Consider the following 18,047-nt stretch of genomic DNA (forward strand, 5'->3'; position numbering starts at 1 on the left):
CCGGCGGCTACCCGGACGCCGTCGAGCTGCCGCCGTGGGCGACCGCGGACGCCGTCGACGCGGCCCGTCGGCTGCTGCTCCAAGCGGCCGACGAGGCGCCCGCGACCCCTCCGGACAAGGCCGTGCACGACGCCGTGCAGCTCGTGCGGCACGGCGGCCGGCTGATGCGCCGCACCGCGATGGCCGCCGCGGCGGACGGGCTCCCGGTGGCCGCGCCGTTCCTGGACGACCGGGTGGCCGAGGCCTGCCTCGCCGTGCGCGCCCACGAGCGCACGACCCCGTGGCGGTACAAGCCGCTGCTGGCGGAAGCCCTGCGCGGCGTCGTGCCGGACCGGTCCTCGACCCGCTCCACCAAGGGCGGCACCTCGCCCGAGTACGCCGCCCTGCCGCACTACCGCGCCGATCTCCTCGCCCTGTGCGAGAACGGGAAGCTCGCCGGGCTGGGGCTGATCGACGTGGACCGGCTGCGGTCGGCGCTGACGGGGGTGTGGACCTCCGACGCGACGCCGATCATGGTCGAGCAGACCGCCGGCTGCGAGCGGTGGCTGCGCGACCTGGACCGCGCCGGGCAACCCACGGACCTCGTGACGGGAGCACCCGGATGACCTTGCGCCTGGCCGAACACGTGTCGCTGACCAGCACCGAGGACGGCGCCGTCCTGCTGGACGAGAGGACCGGCCGGTACTGGCAGCTCAACTCCACCGGCTCGTTCGTGCTGCACACCCTGCTGGAAGGCGGCGACCACGAGCAGGTGGTCGGGCTGCTGCTCGCCCGCGGCGCCGCCGACCCGGCCACGGTGGACGCGGACGTCGCGGACGTCGTGGGACAGCTGTGCACGGCGGGCCTGGCGGTGCGCCGATGAGCACCCAGGCCGCGCTGCCGGACCGGTCCCGCCGCGTGGGCCCGCGCCTGCGCGTCCTCTGCTGGGTGATCACCGCGGTGGCGCGGGGTGTGGCCCGGCTGCCGCCGCAGCGCATCCGGTCGCTGCTGACCGTGCTGAGCGCGGGGGCGAGACCGGCCGGCCACGCCGAAGCGCTGGCCGCGCGGGACGCCGTCACCGCCGTCAGCCTGCGGTGCGCGGGACCAGGTTGCCTGCCGCGCTCGATCGCCACCGCCCTCCTCTGCCGGGTGAAGGGCTCTTGGCCCACGTGGCGCGTCGGGGTGCGCACTGCGCCGTTCTCCGCGCACGCCTGGGTGGAGGCGGAAGGCCGCCCGGTCGGGGAACCCCCGGGCACCGAGCTCCTGCACGTCCTGATGACCGTTCGACCCGCGCCACGACCCGCCCGCCACCACCGTCCCTGACCGAGAAACGGGAAAGCACCACATGACGGTCACCGCACCGAACACCCACGCCGCCGAGCCGATGCCGACGGAGGACGAGCCGCCGCCCCGGGTAGGGCTGCGCCACCTGGCCGCCACGACCCGCGGCCACCGGAAACCGATCGCCGTCGCGCTGCTGTTCACCCTCCTCGGCGCCGGGTTGGGGCTGCTCCAACCACTGGTGGCCATGCGCACCCTGCAGCTCGTCACCGAGGGGGGTGCGATCGCGTGGATGCTCGTGCTCCTCGCGGTCGTGTTCGCCGCGGCGGCGGTCACCGACACGCTCGGGCGGTACTGGCTGGAGCGCTCCGGCGAGAGCATCGTGCTGAGCCTGCGGATGCGCCTCGTCGACCGCCTGCTGCGGCTGCCGATGCGGCTGTACGACCGGCACCGCGTCGGCGACCTGCTGTCCCGGACCACCAGCGACACCACGCTCCTGCGCGACGCGATCGCCTACGACGTGGTCGACCTCGTCGCGGGCGTGTTCATCGTCGTCGGCGGACTGGTCGCGATGGTGCTGATCGACCCGCTGCTGTTCCTCGTCGTCGCCGTGGTCGTGGGCGGTATCGGCGGCATCACGCTGTTCGTGCTGAGCGGCATCCGCAACGCCACCGGGCAGGCGCAGGACCACCTGGGACGGTTGTCCGCGGAACTCGAACGCGCGCTGACCGCCATCCGCACGGTCCGGTCGATGCGGGCCGAGGACCGGGAACGGGAGCGGATCGGGGAGTGCGCCCGCCTGAGCTACGAGCAGAACCTGCGGTCCGCCCGGCTGGACTCCATCGCGGGACCCGCGGTCACCCTGTCGGCGCACGGGTCGCTCATCGTCGTCCTGGTGATCGGCGGCATCAGGGTCGCGGACGGGCACCTGACGCTCGCCGAGCTGGTGGCGTTCCTGCTCTACGTCAGCTACATCGCGATGCCGGCCGCCGGTCTCTTCGAACTCGCCGCGAACCTCCAAAAAGGACTTGCCGCGCTCCAGCGCGTGAACGACGTGACCGAACTGCCGGTGGAGGCGGACCAGCCGGCGCGGACCCGCGCCGTCGCCAGCACCGCCGCGTCCGCCACCCCGCCGCCCGCGCTGGAGCTGCGCGACGTGTGGTTCGGCTACCAGCCCGACCGGCCGGTCCTGCGCGGCGTGTCGTTCACCGTCCCGCACCACGGCCACGTCGCCCTGGTCGGCGGCTCGGGAGCGGGCAAGACCACGATCTTCGCCCTGGTCGAGCGCTTCTACGAGCCCGACCGCGGCGCCATCCTGCTCGACGGGCACGACCTGAACGCCGAGCTGACCATCGCGCAGGCCCGCCGGCGGATCGGGCTGGTCGAGCAGACGAGCCCGATCATGCACGGCAGCCTGCGCGACAACATCGCCTACGCGGTGCCCGACGCGACCGAGGACGAGATCCACCGGGTGCTGGCCATGACCAACCTCGTCGGGATGGTCGACCGGCTGCCGGACGGCCTGGACACCCAGGTCGGCGAGCACGGCAACATGATCTCCGGCGGCGAGCGCCAACGCCTGGCCATCGCCCGCGCCCTGCTGCCCCGGCCGAACCTGCTGCTGTTGGACGAACCGACCGCGCACCTGGACGCGGCCAACGAGGCCGCCCTCGCCCGCACCATCGAGCAGATCTCCGGGGAGTGCGCGCTGCTGGTCATCGCCCACCGCAGCTCCACCGTGCACCTCGCGGACACCGTCGTGGCGCTGGAGGACGGGCGCATCCGGTGACCGTGCCCGCGGCGGGCCGCCGGGTCAGGCGGGGCCGACGTAGAACCAGGCGCCGTCCTCGCGGATGAAGCGGCTGGTCTCGTGCAGCACGTCCCGGTGGCCCTGCCACCGGTAGTGGGCGCGGAACTCCACCGTCCCGGTGGTCTGGAAGAGGGTGCCGCCGGTGTGGGACAGCACTTCGAGGTGCATCCAGCGCTGGTCCGGGTCGAGGTCCAGGGACTTCGGGCGGGTCGTCGGGTGCCAGGTCGCGAGGAGGTAGTCCTCGTCGGCGACGGCGAACGCGCTGTAGCGGGAGCGCATGAGGGTTTCGGCGGTCGGCGCCTTGCGGCGGCCCTCGTGGTACGGGCCGCAGCACGTCTCGTACGGCTCGCCCTGGCCGCACGGGCAGCGGGTCGTCATTCGGGACGGTCGCAGGCCGTGCGGCCGGAGCGCTGGTAGCGGACCCAGGCCAGCGCGTTCTCGGCCTCGCGGTCACCGGCGGCGGCCTCGGCGGACAGGCCCGCGTGCACCTGGTAGCGCAGGTCGGCGGGCACGCCGGGGTGGGCGAGGAGGTTCGCCCGGATCGCCGGGCTCGGGTCGTCGGCGAGCAGCGCCAGGGCTTCGGCGGGTGCGGCGGGGTCCGTGGACAACGCCTCGCGCACCGCGTCGTCCGGGTCGCGGGCCAGGGCGACGGCCCGCGCGACGGACATCGGTTCGGTCACGACGACAAGGATATAAGGGGAAGCGGCCCTCCTCCCGTTGACTGCCAGTCGGGGAGGAGGGCCGCTTCGGGGCCGGCTACGGCGTCAGCCGCACGCCCTGCCGTTCAGAGTGGGAGAAGTGAACGGAGGGGTGCCGCCGCTGTAGCTCGCGTTGTAACCGATGGTCGCGGTACCACCGGTCGCGAGTCCGCCGTTCCAGGAGGCGTTGCCGACGCGGACGATGTCGCCCGTGTCGGTCCACGTCCCGTTCCAGCCCTGGGAAACGGTCACGCCGGGTGCGGAGAACGTCAGGGTCCAGGCGTCGATGGACGCACCCCGGTTCTCGATGACGATCTCACCGGTGTAACCGCCCGACCACTGGCTCACCACGCGATGCGTCACCCGGCATCCGTCCCCTGGAGGCGGAGTGGTCGTCGTCGTGGTGGAGGTGGTCGTGGAAGTAGTCGTCGAAGTGGTCGTGGAGGTCGTGGTGGTGGTCGAGGAGGTGGACGACGTGGTGCTCGTCGGTCCCGCCGCGATCGCCATGTCGTACGCCCTCTGCGGCACGAACTGGCCCGCGCCGGCGATGCAGCCGTCGGCCTCGCCGGGGAGCTTGATCCACAGGAACGCGGCGATCTGCGCGTCACCCGTGTTGGTCGTGCTCGGCGTGCCGATCGCGCGGCCCGCCGGGTCGCACCACTCGCTGCCGAGCGGCCCGTTGCCGTTGCGGCTGGTGTCGATGACGGCCTTCATCCGCCCGTCGCCGAGGTTGTTGAGCACCGCCTTGGCGAAGTTGACCTCGTCGGAGGTGCGCCGGTAGTTCGACACGTTGGTGGAGATGCCGTCGGCGCTGTTGGCGATGTCCGCCGCGCGCAGCCGGTTGGCCGCCTCGCCGGGGGTGAGCCACGCCGAGTGGCCGATGTCGAAGTACACCTTCGCCTGCGCCGAGCCGGCCTTGAGCTTCTTGCCCGCGTAGGCCATCGACGCCTTGGTCTCGTTCTGCTGCGCCTCGCTCTGGCAGGTGCTCATGATCGGCAGCACGTCCGGCTCCAGGACGATCGACGCCGGCCGTCCCGCGAGACCCGCGGCGACCTGGTCGACCCACGCCCGGTAGGCCGAGTGCGACGGCGCGCCGCCGCCGCTCGCGCCGCCGCAGTCCCGGTTGGGCACGTTGTAGACGACCAGGATCGGGATCTTCCCGGCCGCCGCCGCGGCGCCCACGAACGCGTCCACCTGACCCCTGACCTCGGCCGTGTTGGTGGTGGTGAACCAACGGGCCTGCGGCACCGCGACGATCCGGTCCCGGATCACCGCCGCCCGCGAGTCGTTCGGGTTCTGCGCCACCCACCTCGCCGCCGAGGTGTTCGGGTCGACGTAGAACGTCGAGTCGGCCGCCTGCGCGGCCGTCGCGCCACTGCCGAGCACCACGGCGACCGCCGTCGCCACCAACGCGCCGGAGAGCCCGCCCGCGGCGGCCAACCGGGCCGTCTCGCGCGGCCGGCGGGTGGTGGGGACCTGGGGGTCCGCGTTCTGTGATCGCATCGGAGTCCTCGCAGCGTCGGTGCTGAACGGGGTCTGACGGTGGCACTGGGAGCGCTCCCAGGTGGCAGGACTGTAGCCACTGGGAAACGGTGAGGAAAAGAGGGCGTGGCCGGCAGGGGAGCGGTGCGAGTTCTCACTGTGCGTGAGAAATCGGCGCGGTGGCTAGACCGTCCGATCCGCTGTGAGACGAGGTGCCTCGGAAACGGTCACGTCAGGTGCGCGCAGAGTGGCTGGAATGGGCCGTTCGAGTGAGTGAGGTCTGGGTCACTGCTCCGGCGAAGTTGATGTCGAGAATCTGTCGAATTGCGTCACGCGGCGCAGTCGGCGTTGGGCGGAAAAGAGCAACTCTGGTGCAGAAAAACGGACAATCCTAGGCTGGGAGCGCTCCCAGACCCTTCCCGGACCGGAGGCCACGCAATGACGCGCACTCCCTCCCGACCCGTCACGGTGGCGGTGACCACCGCCTTCCTGGCGGCCGTCGCCCTCGTCGCCACCGTGCTGGTGCCCCAGCTGCGACCGGTCGCCACCGCCCAGGTGGCGGCCCAGGCCGACCCGCGGGTCGAGCAGCTGCTCGGCCGCATGTCGCTCGACGACAAGGTCGGCCAGATGACCCAGGTCGACCGCGGCGCGCTCGACTCGCCGCAGGACCTCGCCACCTACCGGATCGGCTCCCTGCTGTCCGGCGGCGGCTCCGCGCCGACCCCGAACACCGCCCAGAGCTGGGCGGACATGTACGACAACTTCCAGCGCACGGCGATGTCCACCCCGCTCGGCATCCCGCTGATCTACGGCGTGGACGCGGTGCACGGGCACAACAACGTGCGCGGCGCGACGATCTTCCCGCACAACATCGGCCTCGGCGCCACGCGCGACCCGGAGCTGGTGAAGCGCATCGGCGCGGCCACCGCGAAGGAGGTCGCGGGCACCGGCATCGACTGGAACTTCGCGCCCTGCCTGTGCGTGGCGCGCGACGACCGGTGGGGCCGCACGTACGAGTCCTTCGGCGAGGTCCCGGAGATCCCGACCGCGATGACGACGTACGTCGACGGCCTGCAGGGCGCGACGCTCGGCGGGACCACCAGCTCCGTGCTGGCCACCGCCAAGCACTACATCGGCGACGGCGGCACGACCGGCGGCGACGACCAGGGCAACACCCAGATCAGCGAGCAGGAGCTGCGCGCGGTGCACCTGCCGCCGTTCAAGGCCGCCGTCGACCGCGGCGTCGGCTCGGTGATGATCTCCTACAGCAGCTGGAACGGCGTCAAGGCGCACGGCCACCGCTACCTGATCACCGACGTGCTGAAGACCGAGCTGGGCTTCACCGGGTTCGTCGTCTCCGACTGGGCGGGCATCGACCAGATCGACGGCGCGACCGGCTTCACCGGCGCGGAGGTCGCGGCGTCGGTCAACGCGGGCATCGACATGGTGATGGTCCCGCACGACTACCGGCGGTTCACCAGCCTGCTCAAGGCCGAGGTGCAGGCCGGGCGCGTGCCGATGGCCCGGATCGACGACGCCAACCGCCGCATCCTGACCAAGAAGTTCGAGCTCGGCCTGTTCGAGCGGCCGCTCACCGACCGCTCGCTGACCTCGACGGTCGGCTCGGCCGCGCACCGCGACCTGGCCCGCCAGGCCGTCCGGCAGTCCCAGGTGCTGCTGCGCAACGACGGCGTGCTGCCGCTGGCCAAGACCGGCCGGTACTTCGTCGCGGGCAAGTCGGCCGACAACATCGGCTACCAGAGCGGTGGTTGGACGATCTCGTGGCAGGGCGGCAGCGGCAACATCACGCCCGGCACCACGATCCTCCAGGGCATCCGCGAGACGGTCGGCTCCGGCGCGACCGTCACGCACGACCGCTACGGCACCGGCGTCGACGGCTCGTACACGGCCGCGATCGCCGTGGTGGGGGAGACCCCGTACGCCGAGGGCGAGGGCGACCGGCCGTCCGGGCTCGGGCTGGACCGGGAGGACCTGGACACGATCAACCGGCTCCGCGCGACGGGCGTCCCGGTGGTCGTGGTGCTGGTCTCGGGCCGTCCGATGGACATCTCGAGCCAGGTCGGCGGCTGGGACGCGCTGCTCGCCTCGTGGCTGCCCGGCACCGAGGGGCGCGGCGTCGCGGACGTCCTGTTCGGCGACTACAACCCGACCGGCACCCTGCCCGTGACCTGGATGAACAGCAGTTCGCAGCAGCCGATCAACGCCGGTGACGGCAAGGCCGCGCTGTACCCGCTCGGCCACGGCCTGAGCTACACACCGCGCACGACGACGACCACTACCACGACCACCACGACCACCACGACGACGAGCACCACCACCAGCACGACGACCACCACGACCACGCCGCCGCCCTCCGGCTGCGTGGCCACGACCCGCATCGCGAGCTCCTGGCAGGGCGGGTTCCAGGCCGAGGTCACCGTCACCAACCGGGGCACGGCGCCGATCAACGGCTGGACGGTCACCTGGACGAAGGCGAGCGGCCAGGTGATCAACTCGCTGTGGAACGGGAGGATGACCCAGACGTCCACGTCGGTCTCCGTGGACGACGTCGGCTGGAACGGCGCCCTCGCACCCGGCGCTTCGGGGTCCTTCGGGTACACGGCGAGCGGCACGGCCTCGACGCCCGAGCTGACCTGCCGGGCGAGGTAGGACCGGCGGTCGGTCACGTTCTGGGAGCGCTCCCCCACGCTGCGTCATTCGGCGCAGCCGACGCGAACGTTCGGCCCAGAGGTCGAGGACCTCTGGGTCGAACTTGTCAAGGCTTTGTGGTCCAACCCTCTTTTCACGGTGTTTCTCTGCGGTTACAGTCCCGGACTGGGAGCGCTCCCAGAAACCTCCACCGCCCTGCCCCCTCGGAGGCAACGCATGCGACGACGCATGTCCGGAGCACTGGCCGGCACGCTAGCTGTGCTGGTCAGCGCCTTGACGCTGACCCCGTTCCAGCCCGCGGCGACGGCCGCGCCCGCGTTCAACTACGGCGAAGCCCTGCAGAAGTCGATCTGGTTCTACGACGCCCAGCGGTCCGGCGACCTGCCGGCCGACAACCGGGTGAACTGGCGCGGGGACTCGGCGCTCCGCGACGGCAGCGACGTCGGCGTCGACCTCACGGGCGGCTTCTACGACGCCGGCGACCACGTGAAGTTCGGCCTGCCGTTCGCGGCCACCGTCTCGATGCTCGCCTGGGGCGCGGTGGAGAACCGCGACGCCTACGAGGCGTCGGGCCAGCTGCGGCACCTGATGTCGAACCTCAAGTGGGGCACGGACTGGATCATCAAGGCGCACCCGTCGCCCAACGTGGTCTACGGGCAGGTCGGCGTGGGCGACGACGACCACAAGTGGTGGGGCGCGGCGGAGGTCATGCAGATGCCCCGCCCGGCGTACAAGGTGGACGCCTCCTGCCCCGGCTCCGACCTCGCCGGCGAGTACGCCGCGGCGATGGCCTCGTCGTCGATGGTGTTCAAGCAGACCGACCCCGCCTACGCGGCGACGCTGCTGACCCACGCCAAGCAGCTCTACAGCTTCGCCGACACCTACCGCGGCAAGTACAGCTCGTGCATCACCGACGCCGCGAAGTTCTACAACTCGTGGAGCGGCTACCAGGACGAGCTGGTGTGGGGCGCGATCTGGCTGTACCGCGCCACCGGCGACGCGAGCTACCTGGCCAAGGCCAAGGCCGAGTACCCCAAGCTGTCCACCGAGCCGCAGACCTCCACGCGGTCCTACCGGTGGACCATCGCCTGGGACGACAAGTCCTACGGCGCGTACGCCCTGATGGCCAAGCTGACCGGCGAGGCCGAGTACATCGCCGACGCCAACCGCTGGCTGGACTACTGGACCACGGGCTACAACGGCAACCGGGTGCGGTACTCGCCGGGCGGCCAGGCGCACCTCGACACGTGGGGCTCCCTGCGGTACGCGGCCAACACCGCGTTCGTCGCGCTGGTCTACAGCGACTGGCTGCGCGAGCGCGACGCCGCGAAGGCGGGCGTCTACCACGACTTCGGCGTGCGGCAGATCAACTACGCGCTGGGCGACAACCCGCGCAAGTCCAGCTACGTCGTCGGCTTCGGCGCCAACCCGCCGCGCAACCCGCACCACCGCACCGCGCACGGCGCGTGGGCCGACACCATGGAGGAGCCGGCCACCAGCAGGCACACCCTGTACGGCGCTCTGGTCGGCGGCCCCGGCACCAACAACGACTCGTACGTGGACGACCGCAAGGACTTCGTGGCCAACGAGGTCGCGCTGGACTACAACGCCGGGTTCACCGGTGCGCTCGCCCGCCTCTACAAGGAGTACGGCGGCACGCCGGCGGCCGACTTCCCGGTCGCGGAGACCCCGGACGGCCCCGAGCTGACCGTGCAGGCGTCGGTCAACCAGAGCGCCGCGGGCTTCACCGAGATCAAGTCGTTCGTCATCAACAAGTCCGCGTGGCCCGCCCGCATGTTCAACGGGTCGCTGCGCTACTACTTCACCCTCGACGGCGCCACCACGCCCGCCCAGATCGCGGTCACCACGAACTACAACCAGTGCGGCACGCCGACCGCGCCCAAGCAGCACAGCGGCTCGGTGTACTACGTGGACGTCCCGTGCCCCGGCGTCTACCCGGGCGGCCAGTCCGCGCACCGGCACGAGGTGCAGTTCCGCATCACCAGCACCGGCACCTGGGACCCGGCCAACGACTGGTCGTACGCGGGACTGGGCGCCGGCAACACGGTGGCGCTGACCGACCGGATCACGCTGGTGCAGGACGGCAGGGTGGTGTGGGGCAAGGAGCCCGGCCCGGCCGTCGAGGACCGCGAGGCGCCGACCGTCCCCACCGCGCTGCGCGCGTCGAACGTCGGCGCGACCAGCGCGACGCTGACCTGGGCGGCGTCCACGGACAACGTCGGGGTGGCCGGCTACGACGTGCTGCGGGCGGACGGCACCGTCGTGGGTGCCTCGGCCACCCCGACGTTCCAGCTCACCGGCCTCACGCCGGCCACGTCGCACACGTTCGCCGTGCGGGCCAGGGACGCCGCGGGCAACGCGTCGGCGGCGAGCGCCGCGGTCACGGTGGTCACCACCGACTCCGGCGGTGACCGCGAGGCGCCAACCGTCCCAGGTGGACTGTCTGTCTCGGCGGTCACCAGCACCGGCGCGACGCTGACGTGGACGGCGTCCACGGACAACGGAACCGTGGCGGGCTACGAGGTCCTGCGCGCGGACGGCACGGTCGCGGCCACCGCCACCGGGCTCAGCCACCAGCTGACCGGGCTCACGGCGGACACCGCGTACACGTTCACCGTGCGCGCCAAGGACACCGCGGGCAACGTCTCCGCGCCCAGCACCGCCGTCACGTTCCGGACCACGCCGGGCGGCGTCGCCGGACCGGTCGCCGTGCAGCAGCGCGGCAGCGGGTCGGCGAGCGCCAACCAGATCGGCGCGACCCTGGCCGTGGTCAACCGGGGCGCCGCGGCGGTCGACCGGTCCACCGTCACCGTCCGGTACTGGTTCACCGGAGACACGGCGAACGCCAACTACCAGGTGTTCTGTGACTGGGCCGTGGTCGGCTGCGCCAACGTGCGCGCGACCGTGGTCAAGCTGCCGAACGCGCGTCCCGGCGCCGACGCCTACCTCCAGGTGTCCTTCACCGCGGGCACGCTCGCCGCGGGTGCGAGCACCGGTGACATCCAGCTGCGGGTCGCCAAGACCGACTGGTCGACCTTCAACCAGGCCAACGACCACAGCTACCGGGTCAGCGCGACGCTGACCGACTTCGACCGGGTCACCGCCTACACCGGCGGCGCCCTCGCCTGGGGCGTCGAGCCCTAGGCCCCCGTTCTCGGCACGGGGCGTTCTGCGCGCCCAGGCGTCCCGTGCCGACTCCACTCGCCGCACGCCCCTTGAAAGCTCGCGGGTCAATGGCTGATCCGTGCAGGAGGAGGACGCATGAGGTACCGCACCAGAGCGGGACGGTTGCGCACCGGTCCGCTCGCGCTGATAGCCGCGGCGGCGACCGCCGCGGGTGTTATGCCGGTCGTCGCGCCGGTGGCCAACGCCGCCGTGGCGTGCACGGTCAACTACCAGATCACCAGCCAGTGGCAGGGTGGTTTCGGCGCCAACGTCAGCATCCGCAACGAGGGTGACGCGGTCAACAACTGGCGTCTCACGTGGACCTTCCCGGACGGCCAGCGCGTTCAGCAGGGCTGGAACGGCACGTTCACGCAGAGCGGCAGCGCGGTCACCGTGGCGGCCCCCGGCTGGGCGCCGAACCTCGGCACGGGCGCGTCGGTCACGCCGGGCTTCAACGGCTCCTGGACGGGTCAGAACCGGCCGCCGACGGACTTCGCGCTCAACGGCACGCGCTGCACCGGCCCGAACGTCAACGCGAACCCGACGGTGTCGCTGACGTCGCCGACGACCGCGCAGACGTTCCAGTCCGGCCAGGCGGTCCCGCTGGCGGCCACCGCGGCCGACAGCGACGGCACCGTCGCCAAGGTCGAGTTCCTGGCCGACGGCGTGGTCGTCGCGACCGACACGACCGCCCCGTACACGGGTTCGTGGACGGGCGCGACCGTGGGCGAGCACGCGATCGTGGCCCGCGCCACCGATGACAAGGGCGGGATCGGCAACTCCGGCATCGCCAGCATCCGCGTCATCGCGGGCCAGGCGATCCAGGTCAGCCCGCCGTCGCTCAGCGTGAGGCAGGGCGGCACCGGGACCTTCGGCGTCTCGCTGGCCACCGCGCCGACCGCGAACGTGACGGTCACCGTGGCGCGTTCCGCGGGCAGCACCGACCTGACGGCCGGTCCGGCGTCGCTGACGTTCACCCCGGCCAACTGGTCGACCAAGCAGAACGTCACGGTCACCTCGGCGGCCAACGGCGGCGACCTGGCCACGGCCACGTTCACCGCGAGCGCCACCGGCGCGGCCGCGGCGACGGTCGAGGTGCGGGAGACCAGCGCCAACACCTCGACGTTCGAGCAGGAGTTCCTGGACCTCTACGCCAAGATCCACGACCCGGCGAGCGGCTACTTCCGCACCTTCTCCGATGGCCTCAAGGTGCCGTACCACTCGATCGAGACGCTGATGGTCGAGGCGCCGGACCACGGTCACCAGACCACGTCCGAGGCGTTCAGCTACTACCTGTGGCTGGAGGCGAGCTACGCCCGGATCACCGAGGACTGGTCTTCGTTCAAGAAGGCCTGGGCCGCGATGGAGAAGTACATCATCCCGGCCACGGCGGACCAGCCGACCAACAACAAGTACGACCCGTCCAAGCCCGCGACCTACGCTCCCGAGCACCCGCGGATGGACCTGTACCCGTCGCAGCTCGAATCCGGCGTGCCGGTGGGCCGTGACCCGATCGCGGCCGAGCTGAAGTCGGCCTACGGCACCGACGACATCTACGGCATGCACTGGCTGCTCGACGTCGACAACACCTACGGCTTCGGCCGGTGCGGCGACGAGTCCGACGCGCTGCCCGCGTACATCAACACCTACCAGCGCGGTTCGTCGGAGTCGGTGTGGGAGACCATCCCGCAGCCGTCGTGCGACACCTTCGCGCACGGTGGCCCCAACGGCTTCCTCGACCTGTTCACCAAGGACGCCACCTACGCCAAGCAGTACAAGTACACCAACGCCCCGGACGCCGACGCGCGTGCGGTGCAGGTGGCGCTGCTGGCCCAGAAGTGGGCGACCGAGCAGGGCAAGGGCGCCGAGGTCGCCCCCGAGGTCGCGAAGGCGGCCAAGATGGGTGACTACCTGCGCTACTCGCTGTTCGACAAGTACTTCAAGAAGATCGGCAACTGCACCAGCCCGGCGAGCTGCCCCGGCGGCACCGGCAAGGACAGCGCGCACTACCTGCTGTCCTGGTACTACGCGTGGGGTGGCGCGACCGACACGTCCGCGGGTTGGGCGTGGCGCATCGGCTCCGGCGCCTCGCACCAGGGCTACCAGAACCCGCTCGCCGCGTACGCGCTGGCGAACGAGCCGGCCCTGAAGCCGAAGTCGGCCACGGGTCAGCAGGACTGGGCCACGTCCATGACGCGTCAGCTGGAACTGCTGCAGTGGCTGCAGTCGGCCGACGGCGCCATCGCCGGCGGTGTCACGAACACGTGGGAAGGCTCGTACAGCCAGCCGCCGGCCGGCACGCCGACCTTCTACGGCATGTTCTACGACGCCCACCCGGTGTGGCGCGACCCGCCGTCGAACCGCTGGTTCGGCTTCCAGGCGTGGCAGATGGAGCGCACCGCGGCGCTGTACCAGATGACCGGCAACGCGGCGGCCAAGAAGATCCTCGACAAGTGGGTCCCCTGGGCCATCGCGAACACCACCGTCGGCACCGGCGGCCAGTTCCAGATCCCGTCGGACCTGGAGTGGACCGGCGCGCCGGACAACTGGAACGCCACCACCCCGGGCGCCAACGCGAACCTGCGGGTCAAGGTGCTCAACCACAGCACGGACGTCGGCATCGCCGCGTCCTACGCCAAGACGCTCCTCAACTACGCGGCCAAGTCGGGCAACGCCCAGGCGAAGACCGTCGGTGAGGGCCTCTTGACGGCGCTGCTGTCGCACAAGACCACCAAGGGCATCGCGGTGCCGGAGGAGCGCAAGGACTACAACCGCTTCGACGACGTGTACAACGCGACGACGCGCGAGGGTCCGTACGTTCCCCCGGGCTGGTCGGGCGACATGCCGAACGGCGACATCGTGAAGCCGGGCGTGTCGTTCGTCGACATCCGCTCGATGTTCAAGCAGGACAAGGACTGGCCGAAGGTCCAGGCTTACCTGGACGGCGGCCCGGCGCCGACCTTCACCTACCACCGGTTCTGGGCGCAGGCTGAGATCGCCACGGCGTTCCAGCTGCACGTGGAACTGTTCGGGTAGTTCCCGAAGGTCGCCGGCACCCCCCTCACGACGTGGTGAGGGGGGTGTTCGGCATCGTCTCGATTGTCGAACGCATTCGAATCGAACGCGCGAAATGAAACAACGTTGAAACTTCGGTGTTGACGTGGGCGAGAGAGCTGTGCCACATTTCTGGCACCCCGCTCCGCCGACCGCGGCCGGTGACGTTTTCGCAGCGATCGAAACGATTCGATTGAGTGAGCTGCACATTCGAACAATTCGACGACCGCGAGAGGTGTGCTGTGGCCCCGCTGCCGTTCCGCGATCCGGGTCTGCCCGTCGACGCCAGGGTGTCCGACCTGCTCGGCCGGTTGACCGACGAGGAGAAGGTGGCGCTGCTGCACCAGCACCAGCCCGCCGTGCCGAGACTGGGCCTGGCCGCGTTCCACACGGGCATGGAGGCGCTGCACGGCGTCGCGTGGCTCGGCCCGGCCACGGTGTTCCCGCAAGCCGTCGGCCTGGCCTCGTCGTGGGACACCGAGCTGGTGCGGCGGGTCGGCGAGGCGACCGGCGTGGAGGCTCGCGGGTTCCACCACCGCGACCCGGTCGCGCACGGCCTGAACGTGTGGGCGCCGGTGGTGAACCCGCTGCGAGACCCCCGCTGGGGGCGCAACGAGGAGGGCTACTCCGAGGACCCGACGTTGACCGCCGCGATGGGCACCGCCTACGCCCGGGGCCTGCGCGGCGACCACCCGCGGTACCTGCGGACCGCGCCGACGTTGAAGCACTTCCTGGGCTACAACAACGAGGACGACCGCTGCGTCACGTCGTCGGACCTGCGGCCGCGGGTGCTGCACGAGTACGAGCTGCCGTGCTTCCGCGGTCCGGTCGAGGCGGGCGCGGCGGTGGCCGTGATGCCGTCGTACAACCTGGTCAACGGCCGTCCCGCGCACCTGAGCCCGTTGATCGAGGAGGAGCTGCGGACGTGGGCCCCGGACGGGCTCGCGGTCGTCAGCGACGCCTACGCGCCGTCGAACGTGGCCGGGCTGCAGGGTTACCTGCCGACGCAGGCCGAGGGGCACGCGGCGCTGCTCAACGCGGGCCTCGACAGCTTCACCGACCAGGACGCCGACCCGTCGCTGATGATCGAGAGCGTCACCACGGCGATCAAGGACGGCCTGCTGGACCGGGCGGTGGTGGACCGCGCCGTCGGGCGCGTGCTGGCGCTGCGGTTCCGGCTCGGCGAGTTCGACGCGCCGACCGGTGACCCGGCCCTGGACAACCCGTACGCGTCGATCACGTCGGACGTCATCGGCTCGCACGGCGAGCTGGCGCTGGAGGCGGCCCGGCAGGCGGTCGTGCTGCTGCGCAACGACTCCGCGCTGCCGTTCGAGCGCGGCGCCCGCCTCGCCGTCATCGGGACGCACGCCGACGCGGTGTTCGAGGACTGGTACAGCGGCACGCTGCCGTACCGGGTGACGGTCCGCAGGGCGCTGGAGGATTTCGCCTCCGTGTCGTACTCGGAGGCGGTCGACCGGATCGCGCTGCGCGCGGCGGACGGCCGTTACCTGGGTGTGCGCGGCGGCGTCGTGGCGATGGGGGAGCGGGCGCTGTTCGACCGCTTCGACTGGGGCGACGGCGTGTGGACGTTGCGGGACGTGGGGTCCCGCCGCTACCTCGGCGTGGCGGAGGACGGCTCGCTGGTGGCGAAGGCCGCGACGCCGGGCGGCTGGGACGTGCGCGAGCTGTTCGAGCCGCGCTTCGACGGCGACGCCCTGGTGCTGCACAACAAGGTGCACGGCAACGACACCGGGCCGTTCGAGGTGGAACTGGTCGTGGACGGGACCGCCGAGGCGGTCGCGGTGGCGGCCGGGGCCGACGCGGTCGTGCTCGTGCTGGGCAACGACCCGCACATCAACGGCCGCGAGACGCAGGACCGCACCACGGTGCGGCTGCCGTGGCTGGACCTGGTGCGCGCGGTGCGCGAGGCCAACCCGAAGACGGTGCTGGTGCTGGTGAGCAGCTACCCGTACGCGTTGGACGGCGAGGAGGAGCACCTGCCGGGCATCGTGTGGACCGCGCACGGCGGGCAGGAGCAGGGCCGCGCGGTCGCCGAGGCGCTGTTCGGCGCGTACTCGCCGTCGGGCAGGCTCACCCAGACCTGGTACCGCTCCGACGACGACCTGCCCGACATCCTCGACTACGACATCATCCGCGCGCGCAGCACGTACCTGTACTTCACCGGCGACCCGCTGTTCCCGTTCGGCCACGGCCTGACCTACACCACCTTCGAGCACTCCGGGCTGGAGTGGGCGGACGGCGTGGCGAGGCTGTCGGTCACCAACACCGGTGACGTGGCCGCCGCGGAGGTCGTGCAGCTGTACTCGGCCGCGCTCGACTCCCGCGTGCCGCAACCGGTGCGCAGGCTCCAGTCGTTCCGGCGGGTGCTCCTCGCGCCGGGCGAGACGGCGGTGGTCGACCTGCCGGTCGAGCACCTGTGGCACTGGGACGTCACCACCGGGCGGCGCGTGGTCGAGGCCGGGCGGTACGAGCTGATGGCCGGCGCGTCGTCACGGGACATCCGGTCGCGGCTGGTGGTCGACGTGCCGGGGGAGGCGATCGGGCCGCGCTCGGGCCCGTTGCGGGCGCTGGACTTCGACGACTGCGACGGGGTGCGGCTGGTGGACGACGAGGTGGTGTTCACCCGCGAGGGCGCGTGGATCTCCTTCCACGACGTCACGCCGGAACCCCGCACGGGACCGCCCGGCACGCGGGTGTCGGTCGACGGGACGTCACTGGTGCTCACCGCGGACGCGGCGGGCACGCGGGTCCGGGAGGTGAGCTGACGTGGTCACCATCGCCGATGTCGCGCGGCACGCCGGTGTCGCGCCGAGCACGGTGTCGTACGTGCTCACGGGGCGGCGCTCGATCTCGTCGGCCACCAAGGCCAGGGTCGAGGCGAGCGTGCGCGCGCTGGGCTACCACCCGCACGCCGGCGCGCGGTCGCTGGCCAGCAACCGCGCCAACGTGCTGGCGCTGGTGCTGCCGATGCGCGAGGGCATGCACATGCCCGTGCTGATGCAGTTCGTCGTCGCGGTCGCGAACGCGGCCCGCCGGCACGACCACGACGTGCTGCTGGTGACGGCGGACCAGGGCGCGGCGGGGCTGCGCCGGGTCGCCGGGAGCGCCCAGGTCGACGGTCTGCTGGTGATGGACGTGGAGATGCACGACGAGCGCGTGCCCGTGCTGCGGGAGCTGGACCGGCCGTCGGTGCTCATCGGGTTCCCCGCCGACGCCGCCGGCCTGACCTGCGTGGACCTCGACTTCGCCGAGGCGGGCTCGCGGTGCGTGGACCACCTGGCCGACCTCGGCCACACCTACGTGGCGTTGGTCGGCGCGCCGCGCGCGGTCTACCAGCGCGACACCGGGTTCGCCCACCGCACCATGGCCGGGTTCAGCGCGGCCGCGATGCGGCGCGGCGTCTCCTCCACGACGTTGCCCACGGAGACCGATCACGAGTCGGTGCGCGTGGCCATCACCGGGCTGCTGGAACGGCACCCGGCCGTGACGGGTCTGGTGGTGCACAACGAGGCCGCGCTGCCGTCGGTGGTCGAGGTGCTGCGGTCGCTGGGCCGCAAGGTGCCCGACGACGTCGCCGTGGTCGCGATCTGCCCCGACGACCAGGCCGAGCGCCTGATGCCGCCGCTGACGTCGGTGGCGGTGCCGGCCGAGCAGTTGGGCCACCACGCGGTGGCGCTGCTGATGGCCAAGCTCGACCGCACGCCCACCCCACCGCTGACCCTCCTGCCGCCGCGGCTGACCGAGCGGGCGAGCACCACGCGCTGATCCGCGCGGCCTCATCCGCGCGCAGCCGCGCGGCGTTTCGAAGCGCTTCGACTCCCCGTGCGCGAACGCGCGCACCCTCCCTGATCCGATGCAAAGGGGCG

The 18,047-nt window shown here is 71.8% G+C and carries 12 protein-coding genes and 1 pseudogene; 10 read left to right on the forward strand and 3 right to left on the reverse strand.

From position 1 onward, the window contains the following. From ACFQ3T_RS17105 to ACFQ3T_RS17120, 4 genes are all read left to right on the forward strand, one after another. Positions 1 to 605, forward strand: a 605-nt coding sequence (locus tag ACFQ3T_RS17105) for an asparagine synthase-related protein (protein WP_380724266.1), incomplete at its 5' end; no start/stop codon positions are given. Further along, entirely contained in the window at positions 602 to 862 is a 261-nt protein-coding gene (locus ACFQ3T_RS17110; protein ID WP_380724267.1) for a lasso peptide biosynthesis PqqD family chaperone, read from the forward strand. The genes ACFQ3T_RS17105 and ACFQ3T_RS17110, both read left to right, overlap by 4 nt. Continuing rightward, a complete protein-coding gene (locus tag ACFQ3T_RS17115) occupies positions 859 to 1,302 on the forward strand; it encodes a lasso peptide biosynthesis B2 protein (protein ID WP_380724268.1) in 444 nt (147 codons plus the stop codon). The genes ACFQ3T_RS17110 and ACFQ3T_RS17115 overlap by 4 nt, the downstream gene beginning before the upstream one ends. A 22-nt stretch (positions 1,303 to 1,324) precedes the next feature. Further along, complete coding sequence (locus ACFQ3T_RS17120) at positions 1,325 to 3,049, forward strand: ABC transporter ATP-binding protein (RefSeq protein WP_380724269.1); 1,725 nt, start codon at positions 1,325 to 1,327, stop codon at positions 3,047 to 3,049. A 24-nt stretch (positions 3,050 to 3,073) separates the two neighbouring features. On the opposite strand, the gene ACFQ3T_RS17125 is transcribed toward ACFQ3T_RS17120, so the two are convergent. The 3 genes from ACFQ3T_RS17125 to ACFQ3T_RS17135 all read right to left on the reverse strand — a co-directional run bounded on the left by ACFQ3T_RS17125 (position 3,074) and on the right by ACFQ3T_RS17135 (position 5,271). Beyond that, a complete protein-coding gene (locus ACFQ3T_RS17125; protein ID WP_380724270.1) occupies positions 3,074 to 3,448 on the reverse strand; it encodes a YchJ family protein in 375 nt (124 codons plus the stop codon). Next, positions 3,445 to 3,750, reverse strand: coding sequence for a hypothetical protein (locus ACFQ3T_RS17130; protein ID WP_380724271.1), 306 nt, complete (start codon positions 3,748 to 3,750; stop codon positions 3,445 to 3,447). Before ACFQ3T_RS17130 ends, ACFQ3T_RS17125 begins: the two co-directional genes overlap by 4 nt. A gap of 84 nt (positions 3,751 to 3,834) precedes the next feature. Continuing rightward, positions 3,835 to 5,271, reverse strand: coding sequence for a glycoside hydrolase family 6 protein (locus tag ACFQ3T_RS17135; RefSeq protein ID WP_380724272.1), 1,437 nt, complete (start codon positions 5,269 to 5,271; stop codon positions 3,835 to 3,837). Between the two features lie 417 nt (positions 5,272 to 5,688). On the opposite strand from ACFQ3T_RS17135, the pseudogene ACFQ3T_RS17140 reads away from it, so the two are divergent. The 6 genes and pseudogenes from ACFQ3T_RS17140 to ACFQ3T_RS17165 form a co-directional block, all read left to right on the forward strand. Continuing rightward, positions 5,689 to 7,524 (forward strand): annotated as a pseudogene (locus ACFQ3T_RS17140) (glycoside hydrolase family 3 protein); the annotation flags it as partial. Between the two features lie 108 nt (positions 7,525 to 7,632). After that, complete coding sequence (locus tag ACFQ3T_RS17145; RefSeq protein WP_380724284.1) at positions 7,633 to 7,920, forward strand: cellulose binding domain-containing protein; 288 nt, start codon at positions 7,633 to 7,635, stop codon at positions 7,918 to 7,920. A 228-nt stretch (positions 7,921 to 8,148) separates the two neighbouring features. Further along, complete coding sequence (locus ACFQ3T_RS17150) at positions 8,149 to 11,085, forward strand: glycoside hydrolase family 9 protein (protein ID WP_380724273.1); 2,937 nt, start codon at positions 8,149 to 8,151, stop codon at positions 11,083 to 11,085. A 117-nt stretch (positions 11,086 to 11,202) separates the two neighbouring features. After that, the gene (locus ACFQ3T_RS17155) at positions 11,203 to 14,142 is read left to right on the forward strand and encodes a glycoside hydrolase family 48 protein (RefSeq protein WP_380724274.1); all 2,940 of its coding nucleotides are present in this window, start codon (positions 11,203 to 11,205) and stop codon (positions 14,140 to 14,142) included. A 260-nt stretch (positions 14,143 to 14,402) separates the two neighbouring features. Further along, positions 14,403 to 16,946, forward strand: a complete 2,544-nt coding sequence (locus tag ACFQ3T_RS17160) for a beta-glucosidase family protein (protein ID WP_380724275.1) — start codon at positions 14,403 to 14,405, stop codon at positions 16,944 to 16,946. A gap of 1 nt (position 16,947) precedes the next feature. Beyond that, complete coding sequence (locus ACFQ3T_RS17165) at positions 16,948 to 17,946, forward strand: LacI family DNA-binding transcriptional regulator (RefSeq protein WP_380724276.1); 999 nt, start codon at positions 16,948 to 16,950, stop codon at positions 17,944 to 17,946. Positions 17,947 to 18,047 lie beyond the last annotated feature (101 nt).

Source organism: Saccharothrix hoggarensis (assembly GCF_042678885.1).
In the GTDB taxonomy this organism is placed as follows: domain Bacteria; phylum Actinomycetota; class Actinomycetes; order Mycobacteriales; family Pseudonocardiaceae; genus Actinosynnema; species Actinosynnema hoggarensis.